Source organism: Lysobacterales bacterium (assembly GCA_019634735.1).
GTDB lineage: Bacteria > Pseudomonadota > Gammaproteobacteria > Xanthomonadales > UBA2363 > Pseudofulvimonas.
In genome coordinates, this window is the sequence record JAHCAT010000002.1 from 278373 (window position 1) to 292500 (window position 14128).

Annotated in this window: 12 protein-coding genes; 7 read left to right on the forward strand and 5 right to left on the reverse strand. The window is 71.0% G+C overall.

The features are described from left to right. Positions 1–15: 15 nt before the first annotated feature. Positions 16–1743 carry a hypothetical protein gene (locus tag KF823_03865; GenBank protein ID MBX3725036.1) on the forward strand — a complete coding sequence of 576 codons (1728 nt, stop codon included), beginning with the start codon at positions 16–18 and terminating at the stop codon, positions 1741–1743. 176 nt (positions 1744–1919) lie between these two features. On the opposite strand, the gene radC is transcribed toward KF823_03865, so the two are convergent. After that, a complete protein-coding gene (gene radC, locus KF823_03870; GenBank protein MBX3725037.1) occupies positions 1920–2594 on the reverse strand; it encodes a DNA repair protein RadC in 675 nt (224 codons plus the stop codon). 110 nt (positions 2595–2704) lie between these two features. Between radC and coaBC the strand changes: the two genes are divergently transcribed. The 4 genes from coaBC (at position 2705) to KF823_03890 (ending at position 8694) form a co-directional block, all read left to right on the forward strand. Then, on the forward strand, positions 2705–3931 hold the full coding sequence (coaBC, locus tag KF823_03875; protein MBX3725038.1) for a bifunctional phosphopantothenoylcysteine decarboxylase/phosphopantothenate--cysteine ligase CoaBC: 1227 nt from the start codon (positions 2705–2707) through the stop codon (positions 3929–3931). Beyond that, positions 3928–4383 (forward strand): dUTP diphosphatase, encoded by a 456-nt coding sequence (gene dut, locus KF823_03880; GenBank protein MBX3725039.1) that lies wholly within the window; start codon positions 3928–3930, stop codon positions 4381–4383. Before coaBC ends, dut begins: the two co-directional genes overlap by 4 nt. Before the next feature lie 39 nt (positions 4384–4422). Further along, positions 4423–5793: a phosphomannomutase/phosphoglucomutase gene (locus KF823_03885; GenBank protein ID MBX3725040.1), complete on the forward strand. Its 1371-nt coding sequence runs from the start codon at positions 4423–4425 to the stop codon at positions 5791–5793. A 435-nt stretch (positions 5794–6228) separates the two neighbouring features. Beyond that, complete coding sequence (locus KF823_03890) at positions 6229–8694, forward strand: hypothetical protein (protein ID MBX3725041.1); 2466 nt, start codon at positions 6229–6231, stop codon at positions 8692–8694. Here KF823_03890 and KF823_03895 read toward each other — a convergent pair. From KF823_03895 to pyrE, 3 genes are all read right to left on the reverse strand, one after another. After that, positions 8640–9275, reverse strand: a complete 636-nt coding sequence (locus KF823_03895) for a DUF4124 domain-containing protein (GenBank protein ID MBX3725042.1) — start codon at positions 9273–9275, stop codon at positions 8640–8642. The genes KF823_03890 and KF823_03895 overlap by 55 nt on opposite strands. Before the next feature lie 195 nt (positions 9276–9470). Continuing rightward, positions 9471–10070 (reverse strand): DUF4124 domain-containing protein, encoded by a 600-nt coding sequence (locus tag KF823_03900; GenBank protein MBX3725043.1) that lies wholly within the window; start codon positions 10068–10070, stop codon positions 9471–9473. A 38-nt stretch (positions 10071–10108) separates the two neighbouring features. Next, positions 10109–10765, reverse strand: coding sequence for an orotate phosphoribosyltransferase (pyrE, locus tag KF823_03905; GenBank protein ID MBX3725044.1), 657 nt, complete (start codon positions 10763–10765; stop codon positions 10109–10111). 134 nt (positions 10766–10899) lie between these two features. Between pyrE and xth the strand changes: the two genes are divergently transcribed. Further along, entirely contained in the window at positions 10900–11697 is a 798-nt protein-coding gene (xth, locus tag KF823_03910; GenBank protein MBX3725045.1) for an exodeoxyribonuclease III, read from the forward strand. Continuing rightward, positions 11694–13043: an MFS transporter gene (locus KF823_03915; protein MBX3725046.1), complete on the forward strand. Its 1350-nt coding sequence runs from the start codon at positions 11694–11696 to the stop codon at positions 13041–13043. Before xth ends, KF823_03915 begins: the two co-directional genes overlap by 4 nt. Here the strand turns inward: KF823_03915 and KF823_03920 are convergent. Continuing rightward, entirely contained in the window at positions 13031–14110 is a 1080-nt protein-coding gene (locus tag KF823_03920; protein ID MBX3725047.1) for an anhydro-N-acetylmuramic acid kinase, read from the reverse strand. The two genes, KF823_03915 and KF823_03920, sit on opposite strands and share 13 nt — an antisense overlap. Between the last annotated feature and the right edge of the window lie 18 nt (positions 14111–14128).

A 14128-nucleotide genomic window follows, 5' to 3' on the forward strand; every position in this document is an offset into this window, starting at 1 on the left:
CAGAGGATTTTCTCCATGCTCAGCAAGTCCCTCTCGCGCGGACTGGCCGCCTGCGGCGCGCTGTTCGCACTGTCGGCCGGGATGGCGCAGGCCTCCATGCGCATCAGCGAGGCCATCGACGGCAACTGGTTCGATCCGACCCGCGAGCGTCGTGGCGTCGACTTCGACTTCATCCCGACCGGCGAGGGCCGGGGCGTGCTGTTCATGACCCTGTTCACCTTCGACCAGCAGGGCAACCCGCTGTGGATCACCGGCAACTCGGCCGAGCTGGGCGAGTTCGAGTACCAGACCAGCTTTCCGATCGGCCGCATCACCGGCGGCAGCTTCGGCCCGGGCGGTAACCCTGTCCCGGCCGTGCTGGGCAGCATCTCCGTGAACTTCGCGAGCTGCAGCCAGGCCAATGTCACGCTCACCATGGATGCGGCCTCGGGCCTGCCCAACACCTCCTACAACCTGCAGCCCCTGCAGTCGACGCCGCGCAGCGAGTGCGTGTGGCGCCAGGCGTTCACCGCCTGTCCGGCGGGCACCACCCTGACCGCGCCGCGCACCTGCAAGCTGGAGGGCAACTACTTCGGCCAGAACCTGCGCCTGACCAACAACACCATCTGGGAGCTGGGCGACCTGGTCCTGATCGGCAACGACAACGCCCAGCAGTCGACGATCACCATCGAGCCTGGCACCCGCATCTTCGGCGACGCCCGCGAGTCGGCGCTGTACATCTCCCGCGGTTCGAAGATCTTCGCCGAGGGCCGTCGCAACGCCCCGATCATCTTCACCAGCTTCCAGGACGGCGTCGCTGGCGGCACGCCGGCCACCGGCGACTGGGGCGGCCTGATCATCTCGGGCAACGCGCCGGTCAACTGCGCCAACAACACCTGCGATTCGGAGTTCTCTGGCCTGTACGGTCGCCCGCTGCCGTTCGGCGGCACCAATGCCACCGAGAGCAGCGGCGTGCTGCGCTACATCCAGATGCGCTACGCCGGCGTCGTCTACCAGCCCAACCGCGAGGTCAACAGCTTCACCCTGCAGGGCGTCGGCAGCGGCACCGTGCTGGAGTACCTGCAGTCCTACCGCGGCCAGGACGACGACATCGAGTTCTTCGGCGGCACCGCCAACGTCAAGTATTTCGTCGGCGTCGACGGCGGCGACGACTTCCTGGACTGGGACCTGGGCTACAGCGGCAAGATCCAGTTCGCGCTGCTGCAGCAGGGCGCCGGCTTCGGCGAGAACCACGGCAACGAGGGCGCCAACAGCCCGACCAACTTCGATGCCACGCCGCGCGCCATCCCGGTGGTCTCCAACGTCACCTACATCGGCAACCCGGCCAGCCCGAACACCAACGACGGCCTGCAGTTCAAGGAAGGCAGCGGCGGCAAGCAGTGGAACAGCTACGTGACCGGCTTCACGCGCTCCTGCCTGCGCATCCAGCAGCCGCAGACCGGCGCCCAGATCGCCGCCGGCAACCTGGTGGTTCGCAACACCCGCCTGAACTGCACCAACAACTTCAGCACGTCCGATGCCGGCGGTGCCGACGCGGCAGCCTTCTTCAACGGCCAGCCGGGCAACAGCACCGGTAACGGCGGTCTGGTGAACGGCTTCCTGCCGGGCCCGAACTCGCCGCTGAAGGGCGCCGGCGCGATCGTCGACGATCCGTTCTTCACCCCGGTTGATTACATTGGCGCCTTCCGCGACGCCGATGACGACTGGACCGCCGGCTGGACCTACGGCGTCCGCCGCAACTGATCCTGCGGCCAACCGTGGACCGACGGGGCGCCTCTGGGCGCCCCGTCTGCGTTTGCGCACCGACACACCGGCCCCGGACCGTGCCGGGCAAGTGCCAGAAGCGACGTCGAGGTCCTTCGCGTGCTGCCTGGTTTCGTTCCGGGGCATGCGGGGCCGTTCGGACCCGCTTCAGGTCGCTAAAGCCAGCCGCGCGCCGCCAGCGACACCGGCTCGCCGTCGCCGATCACCAGGTGGTCGAGCACGCGCACCTCGACCAGGGCCAGGGCGTCGGCCAGGCGACGGGTGATCAGGCGGTCGGCGTCGCTGGGCTCGGCGACGCCGGACGGGTGGTTGTGCGCCAGGATCACCGCTGCGGCATTGTGCGCCAGGGCCCGGCGCACCACCTCCCGCGGATGCACGGCGGCGCCGTCGATGCTGCCGCGGAACAGCTCCTCGCAGGCGATCGGCCGGTGCCGGGTATCCAGGAACAGCACCGCGAACACCTCGTACGGGTAGTCGCGCAGACGCGCCTTCAGGTAGCGCCCGCTGTGCCCGGGATCGAGCAGCGCCGGTCCGCGGCGCAGGTCCTCGCCCAGATGCCGGCGCGCCAGCTCGAGACAGGCCAGCAGCTTGCAGGCCTTGCCCTCGCCGATGCCGGGACTGGCCAGCAGGGTGTCGGGGGCGGCACCGAGCAGGCCGCGCAATCCGCCGAACCGCGCCAGCAGTTGCCGCGCCAGGCTCACCGCATCGACGCCGCGGATGCCGGTGCCCAGCAGGACGGCAAGCAGTTCGGCGTCGCCCAGGCTGTCTGGGCCGCGGCCGAGCAGCTTCTCGCGGGGACGTTCGGAGTCGGGCCAGTCGCCGATGCGCATGCCGGCACTGTCGCCGTTCGCGGCGGCCCGCGCATCGGATGCGGGCGCGTCATCGGCTAAGCTGGCGACCCGTCGTGACGCGGGAATTTTCCGACCAGCGGAGACCTTCGATGGCGCAATCCCTTGCAGGACGACGCATCCTGCTCGGCGTCAGTGGCGGCATCGCCGCCTACAAGGCGGCGGTCCTTGTGCGCGCGCTGCGCGAAGCAGGCGCCGCCGTGCGCGTGGTGATGACCGCCAACGCGCAACGGTTCGTGGGCGAGGCCACTTTCCAGGCGCTGAGCGGAGAACCGGTGCGCAGCAGCCTGTGGGACCCGCAGGCGGAGGCGGCCATGGGGCACATCGAGCTGGCCCGCTGGGCGGACACGCTGCTGGTGGCGCCGGCCAGCGCCGGCGTGCTCGCACGTCTGGCGCACGGCATGGCCGACGATCTGCTGACCACGCTGGCGCTCGCCAGCACCGCGCCGCTGGTGCTGGCCCCGGCGATGAACCAGGCCATGTGGGCGCACCCGGCGACCCGCGCCAACGTCGCCACCCTGCGCGCGCGCGGTGCCATCGTGCTGGGCCCGGACAGCGGCGACCAGGCCTGTGGCGAGCCCGGGCCGGGACGGATGCGGGAGCCCGAGCTGATCGTCGCCGCCCTGGCGACCTCCGACCAGCCAGGTGCCACCGCGCGGCTGGCCGGCCGGCACCTGGTGGTCAGTGCCGGCCCGACCCATGAGGATCTCGATCCGGTGCGTTTCCTGGGCAACCGCAGTTCCGGAAGGATGGGCTTCGCGGTGGCCGCCGCCGCCGCCGCGGCCGGTGCCCGGGTCACGCTGGTGGCGGGCCCGGTGGCGCTGGCGACGCCCGCAGGCGTCGATCGCATCGACGTCCGCAGCGCAGCGCAGATGGCGGAGGCGGTCGGCACGGCCTGCATGGGTGCCGATGCCTACATCGGGGCGGCGGCGGTGGCCGACTACCGGCCGCTGCAGGTCGCGGCCGGCAAGATCAAGAAGGAGGCCGGCCGCCTCGAGCTGGTACTGGAACGAACGCCCGACATTCTGGCTGGCCTGGCGGGGCGGGCGCAGCGCCCCCTGCTGGTCGGCTTCGCGGCGGAAACCGGCGATCTTGACCGTTACGCGCGCGACAAGCTGGCCGCCAAGGACCTGGACCTGGTCGCCGGCAACCTGGTCGGCGACGGCCGCGGCTTCGAACGCGAGGACAACCACCTGGTCCTGTTCTTCCGCGATGGCCGGCGCCAGGACCTGGGCGAGGACGCCAAGGAGGCACTGGCGCGCCGGCTGGTCGTGGTGGTCGCCGATCTGCTGGAGGCCCGGGCCGGGAGCGAGCCATGACCGCGATCGCGCTGCGCATCCTCGATTCCCGGGTCGGCCGCGATTTCCCGTTGCCCGCCTACGCCACGCCGGGCAGCGCCGGCATGGACCTGCGCGCCTGCCTGGACGCGCCCCTGTCGCTGGCGCCCGGCGCCAGCGCCCTGGTCGCGACCGGCCTGGCCATCCACATCGCCGACCCCGGCCTGTGCGCGGTGATCCTGCCGCGCTCCGGCCTGGGCCACCGGCACGGCATCGTCCTTGGCAACCTGACCGGGCTGATCGATGCCGATTACCAGGGACCGCTGATGGTGTCGCTGTGGAACCGCTCCGACGCCGTCTACACCGTCGAGCCCGGCGAGCGGATCGCCCAGCTCGTGGTGCTGCCGGTCCGGCAGGTGCGCTTCGACATCGTCGACGCCTTCGATGCCAGCGCCCGCGGCGAGGGCGGTTTCGGCCACACCGGCCGCGCCTGATTGCGCTTCTCCTCCCTTAACTCGCGAGCCTGAACGACCATGATCGATCCCAGCATCTTCCGCGCGTACGACATCCGCGGCGTCGTCGACCGCCAGCTGACCCGGGAGACCGCCTACATGGTCGGCCGGGCCCTCGGGTCCCAGGTGGTCGAACATGGCCTGGACAAGGTCTGCGTGGCGCGCGACGGCCGGCTGTCCGGACCGATGCTGTCGGCGGCCGTGATCCAGGGGCTGGTCGACTGCGGCCTGGAGGTGATCGACTGCGGCGCGGTGCCGACCCCGGTGCTGTACTTCGCCACCCACGAGTACGGGACCGGCAGCGGCATCATGGTCACCGGTTCCCACAACCCGCCCGACTACAACGGTTTCAAGGTGATGGTCGGTGGCGACACGCTGTCCGGGCCGGGCATCCAGGGCCTGCGTGAACGCATCGAGGCGACCGCCTTCGCCAGCGGCCGCGGCGGTGTGCACATGGTCGACCCGCTGCCGGCCTACGTGGCGCGCATCGCCCGCGACATCGCGCTGGAGCGGCCGCTGCACATCGTCGCCGACGCCGGCAACGGCATCGCCGGGATCGTCGCGCAGCGCCTGTACGAGTCGATCGGGGCGCGCGTCGAGCCGCTTTTCTGCGAGGTCGACGGCACCTTCCCCAACCACCATCCCGATCCGGGCGACCCCCACAACCTCCAGGACCTGATCGCCGAGGTGGCGCGCAGCGGCGCCGACCTGGGCCTGGCCTTCGATGGCGACGGCGACCGCCTCGGGGTGGTCACCGCCGACGGCGAGATCATCTACCCCGATCGCCTGCTGATGCTGTTCGCCCGCGATGTCCTGTCCAGGGTGCCGGGCGGAACCATCATCTACGACGTCAAGTGCACCGGCCACCTGGCAGGCGAGATCGCGCAGGCCGGCGGCCAGCCGATGATGTGGAAGACCGGCCACTCGCTTATCAAGTCGCGAATGCGGGAGGTGCAGGCGCCGCTGGCCGGAGAGATGAGCGGGCACTTCTTCTTCAAGGAGCGCTGGTACGGTTTCGACGATGGGCTGTACGCGGGTGCCCGGCTCCTGGAACTGCTGGCCAGGCGACCCGAATCCCCGAGCCGGGTCCTGGCCGGCCTGCCCAAGGGCGTCAGCACGCCTGAACTCAAGATCCCGATGGCCGAGGGCGAGCACTACGCATTCATCGCGCGCTTCATCGGCGTCGCGCAGTTCGAGGGCGCGAGGGTCAGCGACATCGACGGCATCCGCGCCGACTGGCCGGACGGTTGGGGCCTGGTGCGGTGTTCGAACACGACGCCCTGCCTGGTGCTGCGCTTCGATGCAGACAGCGAGACCGCGCTGGCGCGCATCCAGGCTGTGTTCCGGCAGCAGTTGCTGGCGCTCGATCCATCTTTGCACTTGCCCTTCTGAGGGTCTGGTTCGCGTCGCATCCCAGCCGCGCGCCCTCGCCAGGCCCGTCGACCGCCCGGCCGAGCGCGTGCCGCCGCTGGCAGGGCACCGCACGTCTCCCCTCAGTTGTGCGAGAGGGTCAGTTGTGCGAGAGGGCGGAACGCGTCCGCGGGTCCCGAGTCCGGGCCCAAGGCGCTTTCCCGCCCACCTGGGCGTCCCGATCGGCGCGGCGGTGTCCGGCCCCGGTCTGAAGCGGATTCCGCGTCCGCGGGCCGTCCTGTGTCTGTGCGACGGCTGCCAGGCTGAGGGCCGGGGACAGGGCCGCGGGCCGCCGTCCAGGGGCTTGCCGCCTGCCGCTCGCGGGCTGTAGTGTGCGGGAAATCACAATTTTCCCAGGCGGGCTGGTGCCACCGGTTGCGGTCGGCAGGGGCGTGGCCCGGGTCGACGGGGATGCCCATGGGTATGGCCAAGCGGCTGCTGCAGACCACGGCTCTGCTTTTCGGTCTGGGGGTGATGTCGTCCGGGCCGGCACGGGCCCAGGCGGACCCGACCCAGCTGCTTCCCGGATACGGCGAGGAGGGTGTCGAGGTCGACTTCAGCCGCGCGCTGGACGCCTTGTTGGGCCCGGACGACCCCTCCCGCGCCGAGGGCGGCGGCAGTCCCGACGACGAACGCTGGTCGGGCCTGTTCGGGCTGGGCCAGGGCTGCAACGGGCCGGTCCATGCGGCGCTTGTCGGTCCGGATGGCGATGTCTATCTCGGCGGTGCGTTCTCGGCCTGCGGCAACGTGCGCGCCGGGGGTGTCGTCCGCTTCGACCCGGGCCTGCACCGTTGGCATGCACTGGGGACTGGCGACGGCCAGGGCGTCGACGGCGAGGTCCATGCGCTGGCCCTCGATGAGGGGCGGCTGTACGTGGCCGGGCGGTTCCGCCAGGTCAATGCCGGTGCCCCGGTGGCGGCTTCCAACATCGCGCGCTGGGACGGCAGCACCTGGACTGCGCTCGGCTGGGGCAACGGCCAGGGCTTCAACGGACCGGTGTGGGCGCTGGCCGTTCACCAGGGCCGGCTGTTCGCCGGGGGCGACTTCACCCAGGCGAATGTCGGCGCCGCGATCCGCGCCAACCGGATCGCCCGCTGGGACGGTATCGCCTGGCAGGCGGTCGGCAACCGGTCCGGCAACGGCCTCGATGCCGCGGTCCATGCCCTGCTGTCCGATCGCGACGGATTGCTGGTCGGCGGTGCCTTCTCACGCGCGAATCTGGGCGCCGAGGTGCGTGCCTCGCGGGTGGCCCGATGGCATGAGGACGAGTGGCTGCCACTGGGCGACCCCGATCGCAACGGCGTCAACGGCACGGTTCGCGCGCTGGCGCGGGTCGGCAGTTCGATCTACCTCGGCGGCGGCTTCAGTAACGTGTACGACGAGGAGGGCGCGCCAGCACATGGCCTGGCGCGCTGGACCGGCCGCAGCATGCAGGCGGTCGGCCATGGCCTGGGCAACGGCCTGAACAACGCGGTGCTGGCGCTTGCCGTCGATGACGGGGTCCTGTACGTCGGTGGCCGCTTCACCCGCGCCAACATCGGCGAGGACGTCGACGCCATGCATCTGGCCGCCTGGGACGGCCGACAGTGGCGGTCGCTGGCCAGCGCCAACGGCACCGGTATGGATCGTCCCGTGCTCGCGCTCGCGGTGGCGCCTGCCGGGCTGGTGGTCGGCGGCGAGTTCGAACGCTCCTCGGGCGCCGGCGGCATGCCGGCCAGCCGCGTGGCCCTCTGGCGCGGCTTCTACGACGCCCTTGGCAGGGCCAGTGGCGGCATGGGCAGCGCCGGCAACATCCATGCCCTGATCATGTATCGGGGCATGCTGCACGCTGGCGGCGATTTCCGGGTGATCGGCGGGATCGCCGCGAACAACCTGGCGCGTTGGGACGGCAGCGCTTGGCAGGCGCTGGAATCCGCCGGCGGCAATGGTGTCGACGGTCCCGTGCACGCGCTGGCGGTATGGGACGACCGCTTGCACGTCGGCGGTCGCTTCGATCGGGCCGGCGGCCGGACCCGTGCCGACAACCTGGCGGCATGGGACGGCCATACCTGGTTCGCGGTCGGACAAGGTCAGGGGCAGGGAATGAACGACAGCGTGTACGCGCTGGCGGCTGGCGATGCCGGGCTGTATGTCGGAGGCCTGTTCACCCTGGCCAATATCGGCGAGTCGCTGCCCGTGGGCCGGGTCGCGCTATGGGACGGGGCGTCCTGGCACGCGCTGGGTTCGGAGGACGGCAATGGCATGGATACGGCCGTCTATGCGCTGGCGGTGGACGGCGAGGTGCTCTACGCAGGCGGCACCTTCAGGCAGGTCAACCATGGCGGCGCCGTGGTGCGGGCGAACCGGGTCGCGCGTTGGCAGGACGGCCGCTGGTCGAGCCTTGGAAACGGCGCGGGCAATGGTCTGGACAGTGCCGTGTACGCGCTGGCCTTTCATGGGGGCGAACTCTACGTTGGCGGGATGTTCTGGCAGGCCAATGTCGGCGAGCCGGTCGAGGCGCGCTACATCGCCCGGTGGGACGGCAGCCGCTGGCGGACGGTCGGCTCGGGTCTGGACAATCCTGTGCTTGCGCTTGCCGCCGGATCGGGGGAGCTGTTCGCCGCCGGCTTCTTCGGGCGGGCCAACCTGGCCTCGTTCATCCGTGTGAACCATGTCGCCCGCTGGAACGGTCGTTCCTGGTCCGGGCTGGGCAGCGGCACCGATCGGCCGGTCCGCGCGGTCCTTCCGGATGACGGGGGCGTGGTCTACGTGGCGGGCAGCTTCAGCCTGGCCGGTGGCCGGCCTTCGGAGCGCATCGCCCGATTCCAGGCGGTGCAGGAAGGCCAGGGTCAATCGTCGTCCGCGTCCGATGCACCTTCCAGCTCGGCGGTCAGCGCCCGATAACGCAACAGCTCCTCTTCCTGGCGCTGGATGCTGTCCACGTAGCGGCGCTGCAGCCGGTCCAGTTCCTCTCGTTGCTCGTCCAGCATCCGACGGGTCTCCTCGATGCGTTGCTGCACCGCCATGGGGACCGCCGCGCCCGCACTGACGCTCAGCGCGTGCGCCTCCTGCTCGGCCAGCGTGGTGGCCAGCTTGTCGATGTTCGCCCGCGCCATGGCGACGCCGTTGCGCAGCAGGGCCAGGCGTTCCTCCTGGGCGCGGCGCAGTTCGGACTCGTTTTCGTAGCTGGAGGCCAGCGCCCAGTCGCGGCGCGAGCCGGCCAGTCGTTCGGCCTGCTCGGCATCGACCTCGGCGGGCCGGGCGTCCAGATCGCCGACCCGGATCCCGGCCTCGTTCAGGATCTGCCGATTGCGCGCGTCGGGCGCCGCCGGCAGCCGGTCGCTGTAGTGGATGTTGCCGTCCGCGTCCTGCCACCGGTAGACCTTGCCCGACTGCTGCGCCCATGCCGAGGCACTCGCGGTCAGGGCAACGGCGATATGGAGGGCGATCGCCGATGCTGAGGATAGGGAAGGCCAGCGTGCCATCGGAGGTCCTCGCCCGTTCACGGCGGGTTGGCCGTCCGGGCCGTGTTGCCCGGTATCAGAAAAACGGGACCAGGGCGTCCCTGCCCTGGTTGCCCGGCCGGCGACGGCTTGGAACGCCGCCGGCCCTCCCGACGCGGCTCCTGCCGCGCCTGCCGGATCGCCTCCCACGATCCGGGCATTCTCGGGTTGCCCGCCTCAATGGGTGCCGGCAAGCTCCCGGAAACGACGCAGCTCGGCGTCCTGCATGTCGAGCGCGTCCTGGTGCCGGCGCTCCAGCCGCGACAGGTCATCGAGCTGCTCGGCCAGCATGCCCCGAGCCTGGTCCAGGGAGCGCGCCACCGCCGCGGGCACCGCCTGCCCCGCCTCGACCAGGCTGGAGGCATGGCGCTCGTGTTCCGTCACGGCGGCCTCCAGACGGCCGACGTTGCCGCGGGCGATCGCCAGGCTGCTCCTGAGCAGGCCCAGGCGCTCCTCGTGTGCCCGCCTCAGGTCGCCCTCATGCTGGAAGGTGACCATCAGCGCCACGTCGCGCTGGGCGCTTCTGAGCAGTTCCTGACGCTCCGCGGCAGCCTGGGCCGTGACCGGCGCCGGATCGAGGGTGTGGACCATCACCCCGTTGTGGTTCAGCTGGACCCGGTTCTGGGCCTCCTGGCCGCTCGGCAGACGGTCGCTGTAGTGCACGTTTCCGTGTTCGTCCTGCCATTTGTAGACGCGGCTGCTCTGGGCCGTCGCCGGCACGGCCAGCAGGGCCAGCAGGAGGAGGGTGAGGATGGGGGCGGAGGTGATGGTCTTCATGTCGACCATCCTGCAAAGTCCGTGCCAACCTGTTCCGTTTACAACTGTGTCGGAGTTCCCCACTTTGCCTGGTAGTCGGCCAGCGCCTTGCTCCGGCTGGCCCAGTCCGGGCGCTCGCGGGCCAGCGCCAGCAGGTCGGCCAGACCGGCGACCGCCAATACCGGCAACCCGAGGTCGCGGCGCACCTCCTCGGTGGCCGACAGCTGCGACTGCCCGCGCTCCTGGCGGTCGAGCGCCACCAGCACGCCGCAGGGCGTGGCCCCGGCGGCGCGGATCAGGGTCACCGCCTCGCGGATCGCGGTCCCGGCGGTGATCACGTCGTCCACCACCAGTACGCGGCCGCGCAGCGGCGCGCCGATCAGTTGGCCGCCCTCGCCGTGGCGCTTGGCCTCCTTGCGGTTGAACGCCACCGGGACATCGCGTCCGCCATCGCGCCACAACGCGATCGCCAGCGCGGTGGCCAACGGCAGGCCCTTGTAGGCGGGTCCAAACAACATGTCGAACGCCAGTCCGGCATCGGCCAGCGCCTGCGCGTAGCAGCGGCCCAGCACGTCCAGGGAGGCGCCGCCATCGAAACGGCCGGCATTGAAGAAATAGGGGCTGCTGCGCCCGGATTTCAGCGTGAACTCACCGAAGCGCAGCGCCTCGCAGGCGATCGCGGCGTCCAGGAAGCGGCGCTGGTGGTCCTTGAGCATGGGATCGCGGGAAAGTGTGGGACGGCAGTATGCCGCAGTCCCGCGCGGACAGCCGGCGCCGGGTGCACGTCCGCGCGATTGCGGTCATCATGCGCCACCGTCATCGCCGGACCGGTGCGTCCGCAACGAATTCCATGCGCATCGTCAGTTTCAACGCCAACGGCATCCGCTCCGCGGCCAACAAGGGATTCTGCGACTGGTTCCGCGACCAGGCCGCCGACGTCCTGTGCCTGCAGGAGACCAAGGCCCAGGAAGACCAGCTTGCCGACCCCCTGTTCCGGCCCGACGGCCACCACTGCTTCTACCGCGATGCCATCACCCGCAAGGGGTACAGCGGCGTGGCGATCTGGAGCCGCCGGCAACCGGACGAGGTGCTCACCAGCCTGGGCTGGGCGCCGTTCGACGACGAGGGCCGCTACATCGAGGCGCGCTTCGGCAACCTGAGCGTGGTCAGCTTCTACATCCCGTCGGGGTCCTCCGGTGAACTTCGCCAGGGCTTCAAGTACCAGGTCATGGCCTGGCTGCGGCCGATCCTGGACGGCTGGCTGCGCAGCGGTCGCGACTACGTGCTGTGCGGGGACTGGAACATCGTGCGCAGCGAGCTGGACATCCGCAACTGGCGCAGCAACCAGAAGAACTCCGGCTGCCTCCCCGAGGAACGGGCTTGGCTGAACGCGCTGTGCGCCGACGATCCGGACGACGCCGACGCCGGCGCGGGCCGAGGCTGGGTCGACAGCTACCGGGTGCTGCGTCCCGTGGGGCAGGACTACACTTGGTGGAGCAACCGCGGCGCCGCGCGCGCCAACGACGTCGGCTGGCGCATCGACTACCAGCTGGTCACGCCCTCGCTGCGCGGCCGGTTGCGCGACTGCACGATCGTCCGGGAACCGCGCTTCTCCGACCACGCGCCGTTCCTGGTGGACTACGCATGAGCGCGCTCTCGCGCTGGCGCGACCGCCTGCCGGCGGGATTGCGGCCCTACGCCGAGAGGGAGCCCCTGGCGGCCCTGATGCTGGGAATCTCCTCGGGGTTCCCCTACGCGATGATCGGCGCCACGCTGACCACCCGGCTGGCCCAGGACGGCATCGACAAGCGCAGCATCACGGCGTTCTCGCTGGCTTTCCTGGTCTACAACCTCAAGTTTCTCTGGGCGCCGCTGGTCGACGGCGTCCGCCTGCCGTTGCTGGGCAGGCTCGGCCAGCGTGTGTCCTGGCTGGTATTCGCAGGCGCCCTGGTGATGGCGGCCGTCGCCTGGCTGGCGCTGCTCGACCCCAGCGACGACCTGGCGCTGTTCGCGCTGGCCGCGGTGGCGGTCGGTGCCGCTGGCGCCACCTACGACATCGTGATCGACGCCTACCGCATCGAAACCCTGCAACCGCGCCAGCTCGGCGTCGGTTCCGGCATGTCGCAATACGGCTGGCGGATCGGCTCGGTGGCGGCCGGCTCGCTCGCACTCTACGTGGCGGCGCGCAGCGGCTGGGGTGTCGCCTACCTGCTGTGCGCCGCGTTCGCGGTTCCGGCGATGCTGACCGGCCTGCTGCTGGGCGAGCCGGTGCGCCACCGGCCGCTGTCCGGTCCGGGCGGGTTGGCTCAGGCATGGCAGGCCGTCACCGGTCCGCTGGTCGAGTTCTTCCGCCGACGCGGCGCGTTCCTGGTGCTGCTGTTCGTGCTGCTGCACAAGATCGGCGACACCCTGGCCAACCTCACCTTGCGCCTGCTGCTCAACGACCTCGGCTTCAGCAACGACGAGATCGCCACCTACGACGTCGGTTTCGGCTTCGTCGCGATGCTTGCCGGGATCTTCCTGGGCGGCGTGCTGTACGCGTCGATCGGCATGAAGCGTTCGGTGCTGATCGCCCTGGTGCTGATGGCGGTGTCCAACCTCAGCTTCGCCTGGCTGGCGGCGGTGGGCCACTCGAATGCGCTGCTGGCGTTCACGATCGGCTTCGAGAACCTCTCCAGCGGCATCGGCGGCGTGGTGGTGGTGGCCTACTTGTCGGCGCTGTGCAACCTGGCCTTCACCGCCACCCAGTTTGCGCTGCTGTCGGCCGCGGCCAGCGTGGTCGGCCGCTTGCTGACCGGGACCACCGCCGGAGCGCTCATCGAGCTGCTCGGCTACGTGCAGTTCTACCTGCTCACCACGGTGGTGGCGCTGCCAGGCGTGCTGCTCTACCTGTTCATGCTGCGAGCCGGCCTGATCGAAGAGTCGCTGGGCAATGCCGGGCGCGATCCCGGGGGGTCCGGCGCGCCGACCGGATCCCGGAGTCAGGCCGGATAGATGCCGCCCAGGATGCGCGGCCCGCGGGCCCCGGTGACCGACGGCAGGTTGCCGGGCAGCCCGTCCAGGGTGCGTCGCGCCAGCCACGCGAAGCCGATCGCCTCCACGTAGTCCGGATCGATGCCCGACGCGCCGCTGTCGAGCAGTCGCGCCGGCGCCACGGCCCGGGCCAGTGCCGCCATCAGCACCGGGTTGTGGACGCCGCCGCCGCAGGCGATCACCGTCGTGGTGTCCGGGGCGTGCCGGCGCAAGGCCTCCGCCACGGTCTGCGCGGTCAGTGCAACCAGGGTCGCCTGGACGTCCTCGGGCGCAGCCCGGGCGGGCAGCCTGGCATCCAGCCAGGCCGGATTGAACACTTCGCGTCCGGTGCTCTTCGGCGCGGGCAGCGCGAACCAGGGTTCGGCCAGCAGACGCGCGAGGAGTTCGCGATCCACCCGCCCGCGTGACGCAAGGGCCCCGTCGCGGTCGTAGGGCTGTCCCGTGTGCCGCCTGGCCCAGTCGTCCAGCAGACAGCTGGCTGGTCCGGTGTCGAAGCCGAGGACCGGTGTCCCGCCGGCCGGCAGCAGCGTCAGATTGGCGATGCCGCCCAGGTTGAGCACGGCCACGTCCTGACCGGCCCGTCCCAGCACCACCGCATGGAAGGCGCTCATCAACGGTGCCCCCTGGCCACCTGCGGCCAGGTCCCGTCGCCGGAAATCGGCCACCACCGTGCAGCCGGTCCGTTCGGCGATCCTGCTAGGGTCGCCAAGCTGGAGGGTGAAGGGTGGGTGTGCGCCGGGCCGGTGCCAGATCGTCTGGCCATGGCTGCCGATCGCGGCCACGGCGGCGGCCGTGATGCCGGCGACCCGCATCAGCGCCAGGGCCGCGTCGGCGAAGCACTCGGCCACCTCGCCGTCCAGGGTGCCCAGATCGTCGAGATGGACGGCGCCGTCCCCGGTGGCCACCGCCAGCAGGCGCCGACGCACCCGGGCCGGCCAGGGATGGCCATGCGCTGCGACCAGCCTGGGGGCGCCGGAGGCGAACTCCACCAGCGCCGCATCGATGGCATCGGCGCTGGTCCCGGAGATCAGCCCGATGCAGGGCCC

Excerpts from the sequence above, each read along its gene's own strand:
- KF823_03900 (MBX3725043.1), bottom strand. The coding sequence starts at position 10,070 with ATGAAGACCATCACCTCCGCCCCCATCCTCACCCTCCTCCTGCTGGCC.
- xth (MBX3725045.1), top strand. The coding sequence starts at position 10,900 with ATGCGCATCGTCAGTTTCAACGCCAACGGCATCCGCTCCGCGGCCAAC.
- dut (MBX3725039.1), top strand. The coding sequence starts at position 3,928 with ATGACCGCGATCGCGCTGCGCATCCTCGATTCCCGGGTCGGCCGCGAT.
- coaBC (MBX3725038.1), top strand. The coding sequence starts at position 2,705 with ATGGCGCAATCCCTTGCAGGACGACGCATCCTGCTCGGCGTCAGTGGC.
- KF823_03915 (MBX3725046.1), top strand. The coding sequence starts at position 11,694 with ATGAGCGCGCTCTCGCGCTGGCGCGACCGCCTGCCGGCGGGATTGCGG.
- KF823_03885 (MBX3725040.1), top strand. The coding sequence starts at position 4,423 with ATGATCGATCCCAGCATCTTCCGCGCGTACGACATCCGCGGCGTCGTC.
- radC (MBX3725037.1), bottom strand. The coding sequence starts at position 2,594 with ATGCGCATCGGCGACTGGCCCGACTCCGAACGTCCCCGCGAGAAGCTG.
- KF823_03865 (MBX3725036.1), top strand. The coding sequence starts at position 16 with ATGCTCAGCAAGTCCCTCTCGCGCGGACTGGCCGCCTGCGGCGCGCTG.
- KF823_03895 (MBX3725042.1), bottom strand. The coding sequence starts at position 9,275 with ATGGCACGCTGGCCTTCCCTATCCTCAGCATCGGCGATCGCCCTCCAT.
- KF823_03890 (MBX3725041.1), top strand. The coding sequence starts at position 6,229 with ATGGGTATGGCCAAGCGGCTGCTGCAGACCACGGCTCTGCTTTTCGGT.
- pyrE (MBX3725044.1), bottom strand. The coding sequence starts at position 10,765 with ATGCTCAAGGACCACCAGCGCCGCTTCCTGGACGCCGCGATCGCCTGC.